Below are 18085 nucleotides of genomic sequence, written 5' to 3'. Positions count from 1 at the left end.
ATCAAATAGAGTGGCGGGTCAAACTGCTGACCGGCTAACAGCAACCGGCGGTAAAATGGAATTCCGTTCCACAGCACGATCGTATCGGCAATGGTCTGCACCAGCAGCTACAAGACCGGCGGGCGATGCCTGGCTCCGCCATCGCTCAGCAGCCCAATGCCGAATGCAGGCGCCGCAGAGAACCAACCACGTCATCTCAATCCACTATTATCCCGGATGGGCTGGCGAGAATTGATAAGTGAGCCCCAGAATCGGACCCTGCTGAGTGAGTTTGTTCACGAAGCCGTCATGGCTATAATTGTCGTGCACGGCCCGATAGCCGACGAACATCGACATCTTGTCGTTGAACTGATAACCGGCCCCTCCCATTACATCCCACATTGACTTGGACCCTGCGCCGAAACCGCCGACGAGGCCCCAGCCAGCCAAGTAGATCCCGTTACCGACATCGGCCTTGAATTTGGCGCCGATCACCGGATCGACCCACGTATCGCCGTCGCTCGCTGACCTGCCATCCAGCACACCTCCGTGGAAGTCGAAACTGTTGTCGACCGACCAGAGGCGGGCACCGGCGACAAGATCGAAATTCGTCCCATCCTGATAGTAAACGCTGTAACCACCCAGCGCCGTACCCATGAAAGTGCTCACCGTCGCATCAATGTTGGACGCGAGGATCCCCTTCGGGGTGCCTATGTTGGCGTCGAGCTTGGCGTACACTATGTCCGTGCTGATTGTGAAAGGCCCGTTGCGAGCTTCCGTAAGCCCCATGAAGCCGAATTTGAGGTGGTGCAGCACGTCGCTGAAGCTCACATCGACATCCTGAGGCGGAAATCCGAAGACTCCGCTCTCGCCCTTGATTCCCGAGGCCCAGAGATACGGGGCGACAGTCAACGTCCAGCCCTCATCCCGCTGCCTGGCGATGTCCGCCGCAGATGCGTCGACGGCACAAAGTACCGATATCACAGCCGTTCCCAAGGCCACCAAACGAAATCTTTTCACGATCATCCCCTCAAGGTGCTCCTCGATTTGCTATACTTAGCCGGCGCGTGCACGCCCGCATCATGTCCCGCGCCGTCTCAGGTCCTGCCCTCTGTCAAATTGCCTTTGATCCAATGTGCGATGCTGACGCCGTCAACGCGATGCGTACGGCCAAGACGCCTGGCGCCTCCCCAATAAGTAGATCTGCTTCGTCCATCGTCCCCAGAGCCGTGAGTCGGCGATATTTTGCGGCGAATTGATCTCGCGCAATTTGCGTTTAAGCTACACCTAATACAAGTGTTGTGATATCCACTTTGCGCAAAGGACGCATTTTTGAGCGCGTGGCCTCCAACGACTTCGCACAGGGACGTGCAACTTGGCCCAGACGCGCTCGGCGATGCCGCCTCTGGGCTGCCCGTGAAGGTCGACAGGCTTTCGCCAGGGCAAATGCCGTCGCGCCTCCGGCAAATCCAGTCCCACGGCAAGTGGGCGCTCGATCTGGCTGAATTCAATTGCGCCTTCCGTGCGAACGGCGGCTTTGATCCAGGTTCCGTGGCAATCGTGGCTGTAGAGCGGGCCCGGGACTCGACGATCTGCGGCATTCCGCTCAAGGACGACATGATCGTGGCAATTCCCGCCGGCACGAGCGTCGCAGCGACGGTCAAGCCCGGCCTTCGCTACACGGGCGCCGTTGTTCCGACGTCGATCTGGGTGGAAATCCAGGCACTTTCCGCCGGCACGATCTTGGATCGGGCGGCCGACCATCCAAATGCCGTTCGGCTCACCGCCAGCGATGCGCAAATGTTCCGCAGCCAGATGGAGGCGATGGCATACCGCTTCGGGGAAGCCGCAAGCGATTCAGCCTTGCCGGAGCATACTCCGATCGCGTTGGCGGAATATTTGGGGGGCATAGCCAACGCGTTCGCTGGCGCCCGTGGCAACGTCGAAACAGATCGGTCCTCCAGTCGCCACCTCCGACAGGCATGGGCGGCCGAGGATTTTATTCGCGCGCACATCCGCGAAGACATCCCCATCATCCGGTTGTGCAAGGAAATCGGCATCAGCCGACGACAATTGGAGTATGCCTTTCGCGCCGCCTTTGCTCTCAGCCCGCTGGAATTCATCAGGGCGGTTCGCCTCAATGAAGCGAGGCGATTGCTCACTGCGCGGGGGGCGGATGGCTTGAGCGTCACAAGGATCGCGATGGAGGTGGGGATCACCCATCTTGGCCGTTTCGCTGCGAGTTATCGCATGCTGTTCGGTGAGTCCCCGAAGGACACACTTCAACGTGCCAGAAGATGACAACGAGGGTGAACGTGGTCGCGGAATTGGCGCCAGTCGTCATGCAGGCAGTTCGACGGAAATTGCGCAATCCGGATAGAAGCCCGATTATATAATTGGTATCCTCTAAAATATGTTGCCTCCGGGGGCGGCGGTCCGGGTTTGCGTCAGGTGAGCGACCTCATCGGCTACGGATTTGAACGCAGGCAAGTTGTGAGTTCTTGGAGGATGCAACTGAAAAAATCGAGCTTGAGATCGACTGGCGCTGCCGGGATAGCATTCGCATTGATGCTTGCGGGAATCGCCGATGCCGTTACACCCTTCGCCCTTTTCGTCAGCCCTGCGCAGGCCCGCGTCGGTCACCCGCTCACTCCAGGAAGCGTAGCTGGGGTTGCCAGGCGCACCACGCGCCGTACGATCCGCCGTTCGACCATCTATGTGACCAGACTACCGGCAGCGTGCGTGAAAACTTCGATCAACGGTACCGTGCTGTGGCACTGTGGCAGCACGTATTACCAGCCCTACGGGGGCCGATACGTCGTCGTCCACATTCATTGAGAGAAATGGCATCGGCTCTCCGGGCGGCCGCCAACTTGCGCCCGCCGGTCGCACAGGCTAGCTAGAAGCTCCTCTCAAGCGAGCCAATGCCATGCTTCGTCGCCCTTCCCTCACCCCGATCATCGGCGCGCTTCCCACCACGGTGCCGTTCGTCGGTCCGGAGGCGCAGGAGCGCGAGCGCGGGCGGCCTTTTCGCGCCCGCATCGGCGCCAATGAGAGCAGTTTCGGCCCGTCGCCGCGCGTCATTGCGCGCATGGAGAGCGTCGCGCGCGACCAGTGGATGTATTGCGATCCCGACAATTACGAGCTGAAGGTTGCGGCGGCCGCGCATCACGGCGTGGCCGTCGAAAACGTGGTCGTCGGCGAAGGCATTGACGGGTTGCTCGGCCTGGTGGCACGTATGTATGTCGCGCCGGGCGATGCGGTCGTGACCTCGCTCGGCGCCTACCCCACTTTCAATTTCCACATCGCCGGCGTCGGCGGCCGGCTGGTCACGGTGCCTTATGCCAATGACAAGGAGGATTTGGACGGGCTCCTCGCCAAGGTCGTCAGCGAAAAGGCGCCGCTGGTCTATCTCTCCAATCCCGACAATCCGATGGGAAGCTGGTGGGAGGCGCCGGATGTCGTCCGCTTCATCGAAGCGCTGCCGGAAACCACCATGCTGGTGCTTGACGAAGCCTATGGTGAGCTTGGCCCGGCCACGGCGCTGCCGGCGATCGATGTCGCGCGGCCGAACGTCATCCGCATGCGCACCTTCTCCAAGGCTTACGGCCTGGCCGGCATACGCTGCGGCTACGCCGTGGCGGAGGCCGAGGTGATCCGCGACTTCGAGAAGATCCGCAACCACTACGGCGTCAGCCGCATGGCGCAGATCGCCGGTCTCGAGGCGCTTGCCGATCAGGATTACCTGCGCACGGTGGTGGCGCGCGTGGCGGCTGGCCGCGAGCGCATTTCGACCGTCGCCAGGCAGAACGACCTGAAACCGTTGCCGTCGGCGACCAATTTCGTCACCATCGACTGCGGCCGCGACGGCGCCTTCGCGCTGAAGGTGATGCAGGGCCTCTTGTCGCGCGACGTGTTCATCCGCAAGCCGATGGTCCCCAGGCTCGACCGCTGCATAAGGGTCAGCGTCGGCCTCGACCACGAGCTCGACATCTTCGCCGAGGAATTGCCGGGCGCGCTCGCGGCAGCGCGGGGGAACTGACCGGACCCCAGCCCCTGCTTCCCAGGGAGCTAATTGGGCGATTCACAGTCCCGCGGCTGCCAGCAGACGCGTCACGCGGTTCAGCGCATCGGAAAGCTCAGCGGCTTGCCCGTTCTCGAGCTTGACGATCAGGCGGGCGAGATCGCGGTTCGTCGTTGCCTCGAGATCGGCCAGCGCGGCCTTACCCCGCTCGGTCAGCGCAAGGACGGGCGGCCCGTTCTCCGGGTCGTCGCGCATTTCAGCCAGCCCCGTGGCAGTGAACTTCCGAAGCACCCGCATGAGATAGGCAGGGGGAGGTTAAGTTCTTCGGCCAGTTCGGATGCCACCCGGTGCGAGGTCGAGATGAAACATGCGCGCCAGCAGACCTGCCCGTCCGCCGGGTCGGGTCTTGCGCCCGAGCTCGAACAGCACGCGGGCTTCGGCCAGCGTGTAGGGGCTCTGCATCAAGGTCTCATCGAGCAACCCCACTAGCCCGGTATAGAACCGGTTGAAGCGACGAATCTCACGGACCAGAGCTTCATGCGGCATGCTAACCTCCTTGAGGGCATTGCATCCGATAATTTCCTTATTGTTGACTGAGTCAATTATTTAATCCACCGAGCCACCCATCCTTTGAACCGGTTGCATTTGACCTTTCATGCTCCAGATTGATGGGGAAGATTCTGGAGCGGGCGATGCAGGGTGAGCAAAAAGCCGTTCGGGTGCGTGTTTCCGGTACGGTGCAAGGCGTGAGCTACCGTGTCTGGACGCGCGGCGAAGCCCTGCGTCTCGGGTTGACGGGTTGGGTGCGCAACGAGCGCGACGGCTCGGTCACCGCTCTGATTGCCGGCGCCGATGCCGCTGTCGCGGCGATGACCGAACGTCTGTGGCAAGGGCCGCGGGGCGCGCTCGTCTCGAAGGTCGAGATCGAGGAAGCGGGCGACGACGCGCCGGCGGATTTCAGGATCATCGTCTAGGGCCATTCCTCGCCCCACGACAGTGGGGAGAGGTGGCGCGGCGAAGCCGCGACGGAGAAGGGAACAGCGCAATCTTGATGAATTTCAGAACAAACCCGCCAGCGCCGCAACCCCCGCTCCGTCTCGGGCTTCGCCCGAGCCACCTCTCCCCGCTTTGAGGGGGCGAGGAATTGCTTTCTTCCCATCTTGAATTAATTGAACGTTCGTTTTATTAGTGCTGTTGGAGGCGAATATGGCGCGCACCACAGGCTCAGACGGGGAAAAGACCGAGGCGGCCGTCCGCGAGGCGGCGGTCAGCCTGATCGCGCGGCTGGGTTATGAGGCGATGTCGATGCGGCAGCTGGCGGCGGAGGTCGGCGTGCAGGCGGCCGCGCTCTACCGTTACTTCCCCACCAAGGAAGATCTGCTTTTCACCTTGATGCGAGAGCATATGGAAGGTCTGCTCAAGGCCTGGGAGGCGGCGCGGCCGGCGAGCGCCGAGCCGGTCATCCGGCTTGCCGCCTATGTCGAGAACCACATCGCCTTCCACATCGAGCGGCGCCATGCCACTCATGTCTCCAACATGGAGCTGCGCAGCCTCTCGCATGAACGACTGACGCAGATCCTCAAGATGCGCACAGCCTATGAGAAGGAGCTGCGCACGATCCTGCGCGACGGCCTGGAAGCTGGGGCTTTCGAGATCGACGATACAGGCCTGACCGCCATGGCGCTGATCCAGATGATGACCGGCGTCATCGTCTGGTTCCGTCCGGGCGAACGACTGTCGATCGCCGAAGTCACGGCATCATATCTTTCGATGACAATGCGCCTGGTCGGCGCGACAATCAGCCATGGCACCGCGCGTCCTTCCGGGCGAGCCGGGAACGCCGTGGCACTCTGATACGGGCATGATCCCCGCGAAGACCGGGGCGTGCGCAGGGAGGAACGGCATGTATACGAACACGCTCAGCTTCGGACTTGATCCCGACATCGAGGCGTTGCGCGACACTGTACGGCGCTTCGCCCAGGACAGGATCGCGCCGATCGCGGCGGAGATCGACCGCTCCAACGAGTTTCCCGCGCATCTGTGGGGCGAGCTCGGCGAGCTCGGCCTGCTCGGCATCACCGCCGATCCTGATTTCGGCGGAACCGGCATGAACTATCTCGCGCATGTCGTGGCCATGGAGGAGATTTCGCGCGCATCGGCTTCTGTCGGCCTCTCCTACGGCGCGCATTCGAACCTTTGCGTCAACCAGATCAATCGCTGGGCCACGCCGGCGCAGAAGGAGAAATACCTGCCGGCCCTCTGCTCGGGTGAAACCGTCGGCGCGCTGGCGATGTCGGAACCGGTCGCCGGCTCCGACGTGGTGTCGCTCAGGCTGCGCGCCGAAAAGCGCAATGACCGCTATGTGCTCAACGGCTCGAAAATGTGGATCACCAACGGCCCCGACGCCGGAACGATGGTGGTCTACGCCAAGACCGATCCGGAGCGCCATTCGCGCGGCATCACCGCTTTCATCGTCGAAAAGACTTTTGCCGGCTTTTCGGTGGCGCAGAAGCTCGACAAGCTCGGCATGCGCGGCTCCAACACCGCAGAGCTCGTCTTCGAAAATGTCGAGGTGCCGTTCGAGAATGTGCTGCATGAGGAAGGGCGCGGCGTCGAGGTGCTGATGTCGGGGCTCGATTATGAGCGGGCAGTGCTTTCCGGAGGCCCGATCGGGCTGATGGCAGCCTGCCTCGATGTGGCTGTCCCCTATGTCCACGAGCGCAAGCAGTTCGGCCAGCCGATCGGCACGTTCCAGCTGGTGCAGGGCAAGCTCGCCGACATGTACACGACGATGAATGCCGCGCGGGCTTACGTCTATGCTGTGGCGGCCGCCTGCGACCGCGGCGAGACCACGCGCAAGGACGCCGCCGGCTGCGTGCTCTTCGCCGCCGAGAAGGCGACGCAGATGGCGCTCGACGCGATCCAGCTGCTCGGCGGCAACGGCTATATCAACGATTACCCGACGGGACGGCTGCTGCGCGACGCCAAGCTCTACGAGATCGGCGCCGGCACCAGCGAGATCCGCCGCTGGCTGATCGGCCGCGAGATCATGGCGGAGGGGGTCTAGTGAGCGCGGGTTTTGACCTTGGTCGACCCTTCGTCGACGCGCTTTTGCGCAACCTCCGCGAGCGTATCAGAAACCCACTGGTTGATCGATTTGCCATCGCTGGCGGCGGCCCTTCCCAACAGGGCGTGGATTTCGGGCGTAGTACGCAGAGCCAGCTTGCCGGAATAGGGCTTTTGCGGGTCGACGCCGCGCTCCTTGCAGAAAGCAAGATAGTCATCGACGCTGTCGTGAAACGCCTGAGGCAGATCTTCCGCCGAATGAGCTTCGAAATGAACGGTGTCGCGTATCCCGTGCACAATTCCGTGGAAGGCGGCATCATCCTCCTCATACCAGATTTCCGCGACATATCCCTTGTACGGCTTCATGGCCTGATACCTGCTTCAATCAAAAAACGTCTGACTGCCTTCACTGCGCCTTTGTCCGTATCCGGGCTTGGGTGTGGACGATGGAAGACGGCGCGATTTCTTCCAATTTCGACAAGCACACGTGAACCGTTTCCTTCGGAAAGCTCCGCGCCAAGTGCTATCAAGAGCGCTTCGATCTCCCGCCATTTTATCGAACCACTTACCGGGTCCGCAAAAATGGCTTTCAGTGTTTGTCTGTGTTTGCCGCGCATGATGACCTCCATGGAAAATGACCCGGCTAAAAGTGCCAAGGTCGCCGTTGGTGGTCGCACGTCCTGCGCGACGAGATTGATAGCAAAATATGATATCATCTGAGGTTCGTCAATGCCTGCCCTGACCTCGCAAATCTCCCCCTCCTCCGACACTTTCCGCGCCAATGCCGAGCGCATGCGGGCGCTGGTCGACGACATTTCCGAGAAGGCGGCAGGCATCGAGCGCGGCGGCTCCGACGAGGCGCGCGAACGCCACGTCTCACGCGGCAAGTTGTTGCCGCGCGAACGGCTGGCGCAATTGCTCGACACCGGCTCGCCTTTCCTCGAGGTCGGCCAGTTCGCGGCCTGGTCGATGTATGGCGAGGACATTCCGTCGGCCGGCATCATCACCGGCATCGGCCGTGTGGAGGGCCGGGAAGTGATGGTCGTCGTCAACGACGCGACGGTGAAGGGCGGAACCTATTATCCACTGACGGTGAAGAAGCATTTGCGCGCGCAGGAGATCGCGCTGCAGAACAATTTGCCCTGCGTCTACCTGGTCGACAGCGGCGGCGCCAATCTGCCCAATCAGGACGAAGTCTTCCCCGACCGCGAGCATTTCGGCCGCATCTTCTACAACCAGGCCAACATGTCGGCGGCGGGCATCCCGCAGATCGCCTGCGTCATGGGCTCCTGCACGGCCGGCGGCGCCTATGTGCCGGCGATGTCGGACGAGACGATCATGGTGCGCAACCAGGCGACCATCTTCCTTGGCGGCCCGCCGCTGGTGAAGGCGGCGACGGGCGAGGATGTCAGCGCCGAGGAGCTCGGCGGCGCGGACGTCCATACCAGGCTTTCCGGTGTCGCCGACCACTACGCCATGGACGACGAGCACGCCTTGGCCATTTGCCGGCGCATCATCCGGAATCTGAATCGGAACAAGACCCTGGGCCTGAATTTGCAGAAGCCGATTCAACCGCTTTACGATCCGCAGGAACTCTACGGCATCGTACCGACCGATCTGCGCCAGCCCTATGACGTGCGCGAGGTAATCGCACGCCTTGTCGACGGTTCGGAGTTCGACGAGTTCAAGCAGAATTACGGCACGACCCTGGTCACCGGCTTCGCCCATCTGCACGGCATGCCGGTCGGCATCCTCGGCAACAATGGCGTGCTGTTTTCCGAGAGCGCGCTCAAGGGAGCGCATTTCATCGAACTCTGCTGCCAGCGCGGCATTCCGCTGGTCTTCCTGCAGAACATCACCGGCTTCATGGTAGGGCGAAAATACGAGGCCGGCGGCATCGCCAAGGACGGCGCCAAGCTGGTGATGGCCGTCGCCACCGCCAAGGTGCCGAAGCTCACCGTCATCATCGGCGGCTCGTTCGGCGCCGGCAATTACGGCATGTGCGGCCGCGCCTATTCGCCGCGCTTCCTGTGGATGTGGCCCAACGCGCGCATCTCGGTGATGGGCGGCGAGCAGGCAGCCACCGTGCTTGCCATGGTCAAACGCGAAGGCATCGAGCGCAAGGGTGGTGAATGGGGCGCCGAGGAGGAAGCCAAATTCAGGAAGCCGATCCTGATGAAATACGAGCATGAGGGCCACCCGCTCTATTCTTCGGCGAGGCTCTGGGACGACGGCATCATCGATCCGGCCAGGACCCGCGACGTGCTGGCGCTCAGCCTCTCGGCCACGCTCAATGCGGGCATCGAGGAGACGAAGTTCGGCGTGTTCAGGATGTGACGATGGGTGCTCTCGGCGACAGGATCCGCATCCACACCGGCGACATCACCCGACTCGTGGTGGATGCCATCGTGAACGCAGCGAATTCCTCATTGCTCGGCGGTGGCGGCGTCGACGGCGCCATCCACCGCGCGGCCGGGCGGGAGCTGGTTGCCGAGTGCCGGACGCTGAACGGCTGCAAGACCGGCGACGCCAAACTGACCAGGGGCTACCGCCTGCCGGCGCGTTTCATCATCCATACGGTCGGTCCGGTCTGGCAGGGCGGCGGCGAGGGCGAGGCCGGCCTGCTTGCCTCGTGCTATCGGCGCTCGCTCGAAATCGCCACCGACCAAGGCTGTCTAACGATCGCGTTCCCAGCCATCTCGACCGGTATTTACCGCTTTCCGAAAGAGGAAGCGACCGGGATTGCCGTCGACACTGTAAATAACTTTCTGCGGCAGAATGCAGTGCCAAATGCAGTTACCTTCTGCTGTTTCGATGAGCAGACGGCGGAGATCTACCGGCGGGCCGCCGCTGCCGTTGGAAGGAGCGGACCTTGATGACCAGAACTTCCCAAGAGGCGACCTTGGCAGAGCACTCCCTTGGCAAGGGAGAGGTCTATGATTTCGGACGAGTGCTTGTTCGGACACGCTGGCGGGACAGCGCCCCCCTCTGCCCTGCCGGGCATCTCCCCCACAAGGGGGGAGATCAGCAGCTTTGCGGATGGCTCTTTTCCTGCAACGTCGATAGTTGGCGAAGGCGGCGGCGACATCCGATCTCCCCCCAAGTGGGGGAGATGTCCGGCAGGACAGAGGGGGGCGCGAAGGAACGCCGACTTCGCTCAAAGCATACTCTGGCTGCGGAGGCTCCATGTTCGGCAAGATCCTGATCGCCAATCGCGGCGAGATCGCCTGCCGCGTCATTCGCACGGCCCGCAAGCTCGGCGTGCGCAGCGTGGCCGTCTATTCCGACGCCGACGCCCGCGCCTTGCATGTCGAGATGGCCGACGAGGCGGTGCATATCGGCCCCTCGCCTGTCGGTGAAAGCTATCTGCGCGGCGACAAGATAGTTGCCGCGGCGCTCGCCACCAGCGCCGAGACGATCCATCCCGGCTACGGCTTCCTGTCGGAAAATCCGGACTTCGTCGACCAGGTGACGGCAGCAGGCCTCGTCTTCATCGGTCCCTCCGCCGCCTCGATCCGCGCCATGGGACTGAAGGACGCCGCCAAGCGGCTGATGGAGGCGGCTGGCGTGCCTGTCGTGCCCGGCTATCACGGCGAGGCGCAGGAGATCGTGCTGCTTGCCTCCAAGGCGCGCGAGATCGGGTATCCCGTCCTGATCAAGGCGCGCGCCGGCGGCGGCGGCAAGGGCATGCGCCGCGTTGACCATCCCGACGATTTTTCCGAAGCGCTCTCGGGCGCGAGGCGCGAAGCGAAAGCGGCGTTCGGTGACGACCGGGTGCTGGTCGAAAAATATGTCGACAAGCCGCGCCATATCGAGTGCCAAGTGTTCGGCGACAATTTCGGCAATGCCGTGCATCTTTTCGAACGCGACTGCTCGGCGCAGCGCCGCCACCAGAAGGTGATCGAGGAAGCCCCCGCCCCCGGCATGACGCCCGCGCTGCGCAAGGCAATGACCGAGGCCGCCGTCAAGGCCGCCAAGGCGATCAACTATTCGGGCGCCGGCACCATCGAGTTCATCGTCGATGCTTCGGAAGGACTGAAGGCCGACCGCTTCTGGTTCATGGAGATGAACACGCGGCTGCAGGTCGAGCACCCGGTCACCGAGATGGTCACCGGCGTCGACCTTGTCGAATGGCAGTTGCGCGTCGCGTCCGGCGAAAAGCTGCCGAAGACGCAAGGCGAGATCGCGCTTTCCGGCCACGCCTTCGAGGCACGCCTCTATGCCGAGGACGCTGCGAAAGGGTTCCTGCCGGCGACAGGCACGCTGCATCATCTGAAATTCCCAGACGCGCCGCCGGGAGGCGCCACAATGCGCATCGAGACCGGCGTGCGCGCCGGCGACGCGATCTCGCCCTTCTATGATCCGATGATTGCCAAGCTGGTGGTGCACGGCAAGGACAGGAACGCCGCCCTTGCGGCATTGCGCGATGCGCTCGCCGAGACCGAAGTTGCCGGCTCGACAGTCAACACCGCCTTTCTCGCGGCGCTCGCGGCCAACCCCGATTTCGCGGAGGGCGATGTCGATACCGGGCTGATCGGCAGGCATCAGGAGGTGCTCACCGCCATCCCCGCGCCGAGCGACGAGACGATTGCCGCCGCGGCGCTGGCCGCGACCGACGCCGGCGCGCCAGGTGCGGCCGCAGATCCGTGGTCGACGCTCTCAGGCTATGCCCATTTCCACACGCTCGCGCGCCGCATCCGCCTGCGCCATGGCGAGGAGAACATTCTGGCCCGGGTTTCGGCGCGGCCGGACGGCCGCTTCCAGGTGGCGCTGGAGGCGCCGCATGATGCCGTGAACACGCATGATCTGAGAACCATGCCGCGCGCCGTCCGCTGGCCCGGCCACGTCACCGTCTTCGAGGGCGCCGTCGGCTACGCCTTCACGGTTCCCGACCCGCTGGCCAAGGCCGACGAGGCGGGTAGCGCCTCGGGCAGCCTGCGCGCGCCGATGCCGGGACTGGTCAAGCTGGTGCGGGCAGCAGTGGGCGATGCCGTGATCAAGGGCCAGCCGCTTCTGATCCTCGAGGCGATGAAGATGGAGCACATGATCGCCGCCCCGCATGACGGGGTGATCGCCGAGATCGCGGCCGAGGGAGCTCAGGTCAGCGATGGCACCGTTTTGGTGCGGTTCGCGGAGGACCACAAATAAAACGAAAGTGGCCGGGACAAGGCCCCGGCCACCTTCGCACAAACAGGACCGATTACTGCTGGATCGGCGCGTATTTGCCGTCGTGCCACTGGTTGATGTCGTAGCTGGCGTTCTTGAGGTCGCCCTTCTCGTCGAAGATGACGTCGCCGACGACGGTGCTGATGGGCTTGCCGTCCTTGAGCGCCTCGGCGACCTTGGCCGGATCGTCGGTGCCGGCGCGCTTGACGCCTTCGGCGACGGCCTGGATCACGGCATAGGAGAACAGCGTGAAGCCTTCAGGCGTGAAGCCGCCGGCCTTGATCTTGGCGACCGCGTCCTTCGCTTGGGGCTTGGCCTGCGGGTCCGACGGGAAGACGAACAGCGTGCCCTCACCGGCTGGACCGGCGACCTGCCAGAATTCCGGCGAGGCGATCGAATCCGGCATGATCAGCTGGAACTTGACGTTCTGCTCCGCCGCCTGGCGCAGGATCAACCCAGCCTCGGGGTGGTAGCCGCCGAAATAGACGACGTCGGCCTTGAGTTCCTTCAGCTTGGTAACGAGGGCCGAGTAATCCTTCTCGCCGGCGTTGATGCCTTCGTAATCGACTTCCTTGAGGCCGCCCGCATTCATCGTCGCCTTGACGGCGTCGGCAACGCCCTGGCCGTAGGCGCTCTTGTCGTGCAGGACGACGACATTCTTGCCGGCATATTTCTTGGCGATCCACGGGCCGATGAAGGCGCCCTGCGCATCGTCACGCGTGTAGAGCCGCATGATCGTCGGCCAGCCGGATTTGGCGGCGGCATCGGTCAGCACCGGGTTCGACGAGGCCGGGCTCATCATCAGCGTGCCGGCTTCGGCATAGACGGCGGAAGCCGGAATGCTCGAGCCCGAGCAGGCATGGCCGTCGACGAACTTGACGCCGTTGGCGACGATGCGGTTGGCAACCGACACCGCCTGCTTCGGATCGCATTGGTCGTCCTCGATGTCGAGCTTGATCTGCGAGCCGTTGACGCCGCCGGCGGCGTTGATGGCGGCGGCGGCAGCCTGCGCGCCCTGCTTGAACTGGTCACCGATGGTGGCGAGCTGGCCGGTCATCGGGCCGACCACCGAAATGGTGATGTCGTCGGCAAAGGCAACCGGGGCGCTCATCATCAGGCCAAATGCGGCCGCGCTCAAAATACCCAATCTTTTCATGGCTATCAGAACTCCTCCACTTGCGCGCGGCGGCATGGCCGCGCTTCTTTCACAGAGCCGGGACAATTTCACCCTTCGCCGAGACTGTCGAGATGACAGTACGGCCGGTTTTGGTTCATTCCGGCGAGGATTTCTTGGGCCACGCGCCCGTGTAATGCAAAAAGCCGCGCCGACCTTGTTTCGGTCGGTCGCGGCTTTTGCAGTCGAGCTCCCCAGACGCCCCCGCCTGAAACCCGCTCGCTTCCCTGTTTCTAGTGGACCATGATCTTATCCGAAAACCGCACTCCCCTTTTCACTGCGTGGACCTTCGGTTCGGGATCATGGTCGGCGCGGCTTTGCCCTGTTGGCCTGCCGCGTTCTTGGTCTTGTGGGCCGGCCGTCTTTTCGCGGCCTTGTCCAAATCAACCTCTCAGCGCTGCGCGCAGGATCAGTGCATCGTCATCCATTCGCGGGCTTCGCGCAGCGCCATGGCGATCTCTACCTTCGACATGGTGGCAGACAGTTCCGAGCGCAGCTCGGCGGCGCGGACCGAACCCTTGATCGCGACGATGTTGAACCATTTGTGGGCGGCGACGACATCGGTCTCGCAATCGCGGCCGGTCGCATACATCATGCCCAGTTCGAAAAGAATGTCGGCCTGGGCAGTTGCCCCCATGGCGCCGAAGCCGTCTTCAAGCATTTCAAAACGTGCCATTTCAATCCCCTGTCTGGCTCCCGAGAGCTGCCTCCTTCTGTCCCTTGCTTTCCCTCGGGGCGGGCCGCTCTTTCGATGCTTTCGAGGATGAAGCCTGGCCTTGAATCCGTCGTTAAATGGCTTGCTTAATTTGCGGAAAACAAAGCTAAAACAAGAGGTAAACGCGGGAAACCGTTAAGCATGGGAATCCAGCGTTTGCGGGGTTTTGCGTCAAATTCGATGAAAATTGGCGGGAGCGGAATCAAGACTTCGCTAACCACGGGAACCGAAGCGTTTTTCCAGTGCCGTTCATTTTCGGCCATGCGCGAGGCGAAAAACGCTACAACCTTCCGTGGCGGCACCGCTTTTGTTTTGGCGGGAGCTGGACTAGCTTTACCTTTGCGTAAGGGACTGGAAGGCGGGCCGGAGTCCGCCGCATGCCCATTGGGAGGAGCACAAGATGTTTCGAAAGACGAGCCTGGCCCTGGCGGCCACCTTGATCATGGCGGGCGCCGCGTGGGCCGACCCGATCGAAGGCAATTGGAAGACGCAGGCCGGCTCGACGGCGGCAATCGCTGGCAGCGATGCGTTCTCCATCACGCTGAAATCCGGCAAGTACTCCGGCAAGACGATCGGCTCCTTCAAGGCCGCCGGCGACAACAAATACACCGGCACCATCACCGACCCGGAAACCGACAAGACCTATTCCGGCAAGGCGACGCTGTCGGGCACCTCGCTGAAGATGAGCGGCTGCGTGCTCGGCGGCCTGATCTGCAAGAGCCAGACCTGGCACAAGCTGTAACTGACCTTCCGAGATCATCCGAAACGGGGCCCCGAGCGGCCCCGTTTTCTTTTGCGGCGGCGGCGCTCCGCCGAACGGTCTTGTCGCCGACGGCGGCTTGAGACCTCGTCAATCATTTTGAACCGCAGATGAATACCCGTCTCAGAACCGGTTCAGAGGCATTGCGGCATTCTCTCCCGCATTGAAGGAGAGAGAAATGCTTGCCCGTCGCTTCACCATCGTCTGCCTGCTGATGAGCCTGTTCGGCATGCTCTTCGCCATCCTGGTGGCCGAGGGCGGCCACTCGGCCCGCTTGTGGGAACGGCCCGTGGCTGGGTTCTCGGCTCCGTGAACCAAGTGACGCGCAGAAACGACAAAGTTGAAAATCGACCACGTTGAAAATCGGGACACCACCAAAATGAACCGCATCGCCGCCACCACAACGAAGATCCTGAGGCTGCTGCCGCGGGCGACGCTCATCCTGATGCTGCTCGCCGCCCCGGTGCTGGCTGTGCCGATGATGCGCGCCGATACGGGCCACAGGATCGAGGCGCCGGCGAATAAGAACAGGAGCGTCGGCTTCGTGCTGCTGATCAGCCTGCAGCGCGGACAAGCTTTATAGAGTGTCGAACGGTGCGACTGGCTCGTAGCCAGCGCGCCTCAAAGCGCGTCGCGCTGAACCGGGTTCAGGCGAGGCGCTTTAAGTCTTTGTTTTGCTGCATGTCGTTGTCCCAGAACCGCGCACACTTCTGGGCGACATGCATTAAACACATCCGAAGAAAATCGACGCTATCGGCTCTCGCGGTCCCACATCCCCCTCCCAAGCGCGATCCTGAATCTCTATATTGAGACATGGAAAAGCGAATCTACCCTCAAGCCATCGAATCGGTCGTCATGCCGGAGCCTTTCGGCGCGCAGGGCTTCCATGACGCCAAAAAGGCCGTCGCGGCGCTGCAGGCGCTCTACGACCGCAACACCAAATTCCTGCGCGATTCCTTCGCCGCCCTTGCCGCGGGCGCCGACGAGAGCAAGCGCTACCGGGCCTTCTATCCGCAGATTGGCGTCACCACGACCTCGTTCAGCCAGGTCGACTCGCGCCAGGCCTATGGCCATATGCCGACGCCCGGGCATTTCGCCACCACCATCACCCAGCCGCAGCTGTTCGAGAATTACCTCATCGAGCAGCTTCGCCTCATCATGCGCAACCACGGCGTGACAGTGACGGTGTCGGAATCGACGACGCCCATTCCGCTGCATTTCGCCTTCCTGGAAGGCAGCTATGTCGACGGCGCCGCCGCCGAGCGCATCAAGCGGCCGATCCGCGACCTGTTCGACGTGCCGGATCTCGACGGCACCGACGACCAGATCGCCAACGGCACGTTCGAGGTGGCGTTCGGCGAGCCGCGGCCGCTTGCGCCGTTCACCGCGCAGCGCATCGACTATTCGCTGCACCGCATGACGCATTACACGGCGACCAGCCCGCAGCATTTCCAGAACTTCGTGCTGTTCACCAACTACCAGTTCTACATCGACGAGTTCGTGGCGCGGGCCCGCGAATTGATGGCCAAGGGCGACAGCGGCTATGTCGAGTTCGTCGAGCCCGGCAATGTCGTGACGGCCAATGGCGCAACGGCCTCGGAAGGCACGCCGCCGCAGCGCCTGCCGCAGATGCCGGCCTATCACCTGAAGAAGCCCGGCCATGGCGGCATCACCATGGTCAATATCGGCGTCGGCCCCTCCAACGCCAAGACGATCACCGACCATATCGCGGTGCTTCGGCCGCATGCCTGGGTCATGCTCGGCCATTGCGCGGGCCTGCGCAACACGCAGGCGCTTGGCGACTATGTGCTGGCGCATGCCTATGTGCGCGAGGACCATGTGCTGGACGACGATCTGCCGGTCTGGGTGCCGATCCCGCCCCTGGCCGAGATCCAGGTGGCGCTGCAGGAAGCAGTCGCCGAAGTCACTGGACTTTCCGGCTACGACCTCAAGCGCATCATGCGCACCGGCACCGTCGCCACCATCGACAACCGCAACTGGGAACTGCGCGACCAGCGCGGACCGGTGCAGCGCCTGTCGCAGTCCCGCGCCATCGCGCTCGACATGGAATCGGCGACGATCGCCGCCAACGGCTTCCGCTTCCGCGTGCCCTACGGCACGCTGCTGTGCGTTTCCGACAAGCCGCTGCATGGCGAATTGAAGCTGCCCGGCATGGCGACCGAGTTCTACAAGCGGCAGGTGGCGCAGCATCTCACCATCGGCATCAAGGCGATGGAGAAGCTTGCCGAAATGCCGATGGAGCGGCTGCATTCGCGCAAGCTCAGAAGTTTCTCGGAGACGGCGTTCCAGTAGGCGCGTGCCAGCCAGTTGCTGGCGAGGCAATCCGTCGTCTTGCTTGAGCCGCAATTTGGCCGATAAGCGATCAGAACGGATTGCCGGGGCAACAAGATGACTACGGGCGGTGCGCGCTTGAGCATGATGGCTCAGCTGACATTCCTGGCGATGACGGCATTCTCGGCCGCGCTGCTGGCCGGGTTCTTCGGCGCGCTGCATCCGGCCTTCGATTCCTTCTCGCATTTCCGCATGCATCTGAGCGTGCTGACGGCGCTGCTCGCGCTGCCGCTGCTTGCCGGCTCCTACCGGCTGCAGGCGGTCGCGGCGCTGGTCTTCGCCATTGTATGCCTCGCCACGACCACGAGCGCGCTGCCCAGGTTGTCGACGCAGCAGGCGGTCGCGAAGCCGGCCGACCGGATCGTCTACAGCCTGCTGCAGATGAACCTGCGCTTCAACAATCCGACGCCGAAGAAGGTGCTGTCGCTGATCGGCCGGACCAATCCGGACGTCATCACGCTCGACGAAGTGTCCGGCATGTGGGCGAAAGAACTCGGCTATATTGCCGGCGCCTATCCCTATCGCATCCTGTGCGACTATCCCAACGGCATATTCGGCGTGGGGCTCTTGTCACGCCGTCCGTTCGCCGCCGGCACCGCGCCGCGTTGCGAGCCGCGCGGGGCGATGGCTACCGCAACGATCGATTTCAATGGCGTTCCGGTCGACGTCGCCGCGATCCATCTCAGCTGGCCATGGCCAATGGAGCAGTCCTGGCAGATCGGCGAGCTGGCGGAACCGCTGGCAGCGCTTGGCGAAACCGCCATCATGGCCGGCGACTGCAATGCCGTGCCGTGGAGCGCGGCGGTGCGGCGGGTGGTGCGGCTCAGCGGCATGACGCTGATGCCCTCG

The 18085-nt window shown here is 63.0% G+C and carries 20 protein-coding genes and 1 pseudogene; 14 read left to right on the top strand and 7 right to left on the bottom strand.

The genetic code is table 11. The features are described 5' to 3' along the window. Window positions 1-207: 207 nt before the first annotated feature. Entirely contained in the window at window positions 208-1005 is a 798-nt protein-coding gene (locus tag EOA28_RS06515) for a hypothetical protein (protein WP_127251405.1), read from the bottom strand. A 390-nt stretch (window positions 1006-1395) separates the two neighbouring features. Here EOA28_RS06515 and EOA28_RS06510 point away from each other — a divergent pair, with 390 nt between their 5' ends. The 3 genes and pseudogenes from EOA28_RS06510 to EOA28_RS06500 all read left to right on the top strand — a co-directional run bounded on the left by EOA28_RS06510 (window position 1396) and on the right by EOA28_RS06500 (window position 4021). Continuing rightward, on the top strand, window positions 1396-2280 hold the full coding sequence (locus tag EOA28_RS06510; protein WP_127251406.1) for a helix-turn-helix domain-containing protein: 885 nt from the start codon (window positions 1396-1398) through the stop codon (window positions 2278-2280). Between the two features lie 303 nt (window positions 2281-2583). Then, window positions 2584-2817: pseudogene (locus EOA28_RS40045) on the top strand (hypothetical protein); the annotation flags it as partial. Between the two features lie 91 nt (window positions 2818-2908). Further along, on the top strand, window positions 2909-4021 hold the full coding sequence (locus tag EOA28_RS06500; protein ID WP_126078337.1) for a pyridoxal phosphate-dependent aminotransferase: 1113 nt from the start codon (window positions 2909-2911) through the stop codon (window positions 4019-4021). 42 nt (window positions 4022-4063) lie between these two features. Here EOA28_RS06500 and EOA28_RS40040 read toward each other — a convergent pair whose 3' ends face one another. Together EOA28_RS40040 and EOA28_RS40035 are read right to left on the bottom strand one after the other, a co-directional pair. Beyond that, a complete protein-coding gene (locus tag EOA28_RS40040; protein ID WP_245463227.1) occupies window positions 4064-4258 on the bottom strand; it encodes a hypothetical protein in 195 nt (64 codons plus the stop codon). Window positions 4259-4318: 60 nt separating this feature from the next. Further along, entirely contained in the window at window positions 4319-4549 is a 231-nt protein-coding gene (locus tag EOA28_RS40035) for a hypothetical protein (protein WP_245463226.1), read from the bottom strand. A gap of 146 nt (window positions 4550-4695) precedes the next feature. Here EOA28_RS40035 and EOA28_RS06490 point away from each other — a divergent pair, with 146 nt between their 5' ends. The 3 genes from EOA28_RS06490 (at window position 4696) to EOA28_RS06480 (ending at window position 7070) form a co-directional block, all read left to right on the top strand. Continuing rightward, a complete protein-coding gene (locus EOA28_RS06490) occupies window positions 4696-4977 on the top strand; it encodes an acylphosphatase (RefSeq protein ID WP_127251419.1) in 282 nt (93 codons plus the stop codon). 232 nt (window positions 4978-5209) lie between these two features. Continuing rightward, a complete protein-coding gene (locus EOA28_RS06485) occupies window positions 5210-5857 on the top strand; it encodes a TetR/AcrR family transcriptional regulator (RefSeq protein WP_127251407.1) in 648 nt (215 codons plus the stop codon). A gap of 49 nt (window positions 5858-5906) precedes the next feature. Next, window positions 5907-7070, top strand: coding sequence for an isovaleryl-CoA dehydrogenase (locus EOA28_RS06480; protein WP_127251408.1), 1164 nt, complete (start codon window positions 5907-5909; stop codon window positions 7068-7070). Here the strand turns inward: EOA28_RS06480 and EOA28_RS06475 are convergent. Together EOA28_RS06475 and EOA28_RS06470 are read right to left on the bottom strand one after the other, a co-directional pair. After that, a complete protein-coding gene (locus tag EOA28_RS06475) occupies window positions 7067-7435 on the bottom strand; it encodes a type II toxin-antitoxin system HicB family antitoxin (protein WP_128314716.1) in 369 nt (122 codons plus the stop codon). The genes EOA28_RS06480 and EOA28_RS06475 overlap by 4 nt on opposite strands. Further along, a complete protein-coding gene (locus EOA28_RS06470; RefSeq protein WP_127251420.1) occupies window positions 7432-7686 on the bottom strand; it encodes a type II toxin-antitoxin system HicA family toxin in 255 nt (84 codons plus the stop codon). The genes EOA28_RS06475 and EOA28_RS06470 overlap by 4 nt, the downstream gene beginning before the upstream one ends. A 112-nt stretch (window positions 7687-7798) precedes the next feature. On the opposite strand from EOA28_RS06470, the gene EOA28_RS06465 reads away from it, so the two are divergent. The 3 genes from EOA28_RS06465 (at window position 7799) to EOA28_RS06450 (ending at window position 12217) form a co-directional block, all read left to right on the top strand. Then, window positions 7799-9406 (top strand): carboxyl transferase domain-containing protein, encoded by a 1608-nt coding sequence (locus tag EOA28_RS06465; protein WP_127251410.1) that lies wholly within the window; start codon window positions 7799-7801, stop codon window positions 9404-9406. Window positions 9407-9408: 2 nt separating this feature from the next. After that, a complete protein-coding gene (locus EOA28_RS06460; protein WP_127251411.1) occupies window positions 9409-9945 on the top strand; it encodes an O-acetyl-ADP-ribose deacetylase in 537 nt (178 codons plus the stop codon). A gap of 310 nt (window positions 9946-10255) precedes the next feature. After that, window positions 10256-12217 carry an acetyl/propionyl/methylcrotonyl-CoA carboxylase subunit alpha gene (locus EOA28_RS06450; RefSeq protein ID WP_127251412.1) on the top strand — a complete coding sequence of 654 codons (1962 nt, stop codon included), beginning with the start codon at window positions 10256-10258 and terminating at the stop codon, window positions 12215-12217. A 52-nt stretch (window positions 12218-12269) separates the two neighbouring features. On the opposite strand, the gene EOA28_RS06445 is transcribed toward EOA28_RS06450, so the two are convergent. Together EOA28_RS06445 and EOA28_RS06440 are read right to left on the bottom strand one after the other, a co-directional pair. After that, entirely contained in the window at window positions 12270-13391 is a 1122-nt protein-coding gene (locus EOA28_RS06445) for an ABC transporter substrate-binding protein (protein ID WP_127251413.1), read from the bottom strand. Window positions 13392-13818: 427 nt separating this feature from the next. Further along, entirely contained in the window at window positions 13819-14085 is a 267-nt protein-coding gene (locus EOA28_RS06440; RefSeq protein ID WP_128314715.1) for a sel1 repeat family protein, read from the bottom strand. 439 nt (window positions 14086-14524) lie between these two features. Here EOA28_RS06440 and EOA28_RS06435 point away from each other — a divergent pair, with 439 nt between their 5' ends. From EOA28_RS06435 to EOA28_RS06420, 5 genes are all read left to right on the top strand, one after another. Next, window positions 14525-14866 (top strand): DUF2147 domain-containing protein, encoded by a 342-nt coding sequence (locus tag EOA28_RS06435; RefSeq protein WP_126064738.1) that lies wholly within the window; start codon window positions 14525-14527, stop codon window positions 14864-14866. A gap of 196 nt (window positions 14867-15062) precedes the next feature. Further along, window positions 15063-15197, top strand: a complete 135-nt coding sequence (locus EOA28_RS40865; RefSeq protein ID WP_281059002.1) for a hypothetical protein — start codon at window positions 15063-15065, stop codon at window positions 15195-15197. Between the two features lie 66 nt (window positions 15198-15263). After that, window positions 15264-15467, top strand: a complete 204-nt coding sequence (locus EOA28_RS06430; RefSeq protein ID WP_127251414.1) for a hypothetical protein — start codon at window positions 15264-15266, stop codon at window positions 15465-15467. A gap of 272 nt (window positions 15468-15739) precedes the next feature. Next, window positions 15740-17197: an AMP nucleosidase gene (locus EOA28_RS06425; protein ID WP_245463490.1), complete on the top strand. Its 1458-nt coding sequence runs from the start codon at window positions 15740-15742 to the stop codon at window positions 17195-17197. 123 nt (window positions 17198-17320) lie between these two features. Beyond that, window positions 17321-18085: endonuclease/exonuclease/phosphatase family protein (locus EOA28_RS06420; RefSeq protein WP_245501481.1), on the top strand; the 765-nt coding region annotated here is incomplete at its 3' end.

The organism is Mesorhizobium sp. M2A.F.Ca.ET.067.02.1.1 (genome assembly GCF_004023285.1).
GTDB lineage: Bacteria > Pseudomonadota > Alphaproteobacteria > Rhizobiales > Rhizobiaceae > Mesorhizobium.
Note: the sequence above shows the minus strand (reverse complement) of the source record. Positions and strands in the feature narration are given on the sequence as shown.

Coding starts and splice junctions, on each gene's coding strand:
- EOA28_RS06435 (WP_126064738.1), top strand. CDS start 14,525: ATGTTTCGAAAGACGAGCCTGGCCCTGGCGGCCACCTTGATCATGGCG.
- EOA28_RS06500 (WP_126078337.1), top strand. CDS start 2,909: ATGCTTCGTCGCCCTTCCCTCACCCCGATCATCGGCGCGCTTCCCACC.
- EOA28_RS06475 (WP_128314716.1), bottom strand. CDS start 7,435: ATGAAGCCGTACAAGGGATATGTCGCGGAAATCTGGTATGAGGAGGAT.
- EOA28_RS06430 (WP_127251414.1), top strand. CDS start 15,264: ATGAACCGCATCGCCGCCACCACAACGAAGATCCTGAGGCTGCTGCCG.
- EOA28_RS06460 (WP_127251411.1), top strand. CDS start 9,409: ATGGGTGCTCTCGGCGACAGGATCCGCATCCACACCGGCGACATCACC.
- EOA28_RS06450 (WP_127251412.1), top strand. CDS start 10,256: ATGTTCGGCAAGATCCTGATCGCCAATCGCGGCGAGATCGCCTGCCGC.
- EOA28_RS06490 (WP_127251419.1), top strand. CDS start 4,696: ATGCAGGGTGAGCAAAAAGCCGTTCGGGTGCGTGTTTCCGGTACGGTG.
- EOA28_RS06480 (WP_127251408.1), top strand. CDS start 5,907: ATGTATACGAACACGCTCAGCTTCGGACTTGATCCCGACATCGAGGCG.
- EOA28_RS40865 (WP_281059002.1), top strand. CDS start 15,063: ATGCTTGCCCGTCGCTTCACCATCGTCTGCCTGCTGATGAGCCTGTTC.
- EOA28_RS06515 (WP_127251405.1), bottom strand. CDS start 1,005: ATGATCGTGAAAAGATTTCGTTTGGTGGCCTTGGGAACGGCTGTGATA.
- EOA28_RS06445 (WP_127251413.1), bottom strand. CDS start 13,391: ATGAAAAGATTGGGTATTTTGAGCGCGGCCGCATTTGGCCTGATGATG.
- EOA28_RS40035 (WP_245463226.1), bottom strand. CDS start 4,549: ATGCCGCATGAAGCTCTGGTCCGTGAGATTCGTCGCTTCAACCGGTTC.
- EOA28_RS40040 (WP_245463227.1), bottom strand. CDS start 4,258: ATGCGCGACGACCCGGAGAACGGGCCGCCCGTCCTTGCGCTGACCGAG.
- EOA28_RS06425 (WP_245463490.1), top strand. CDS start 15,740: ATGCCGGAGCCTTTCGGCGCGCAGGGCTTCCATGACGCCAAAAAGGCC.
- EOA28_RS06485 (WP_127251407.1), top strand. CDS start 5,210: ATGGCGCGCACCACAGGCTCAGACGGGGAAAAGACCGAGGCGGCCGTC.
- EOA28_RS06440 (WP_128314715.1), bottom strand. CDS start 14,085: ATGGCACGTTTTGAAATGCTTGAAGACGGCTTCGGCGCCATGGGGGCA.
- EOA28_RS06470 (WP_127251420.1), bottom strand. CDS start 7,686: ATGCGCGGCAAACACAGACAAACACTGAAAGCCATTTTTGCGGACCCG.
- EOA28_RS06465 (WP_127251410.1), top strand. CDS start 7,799: ATGCCTGCCCTGACCTCGCAAATCTCCCCCTCCTCCGACACTTTCCGC.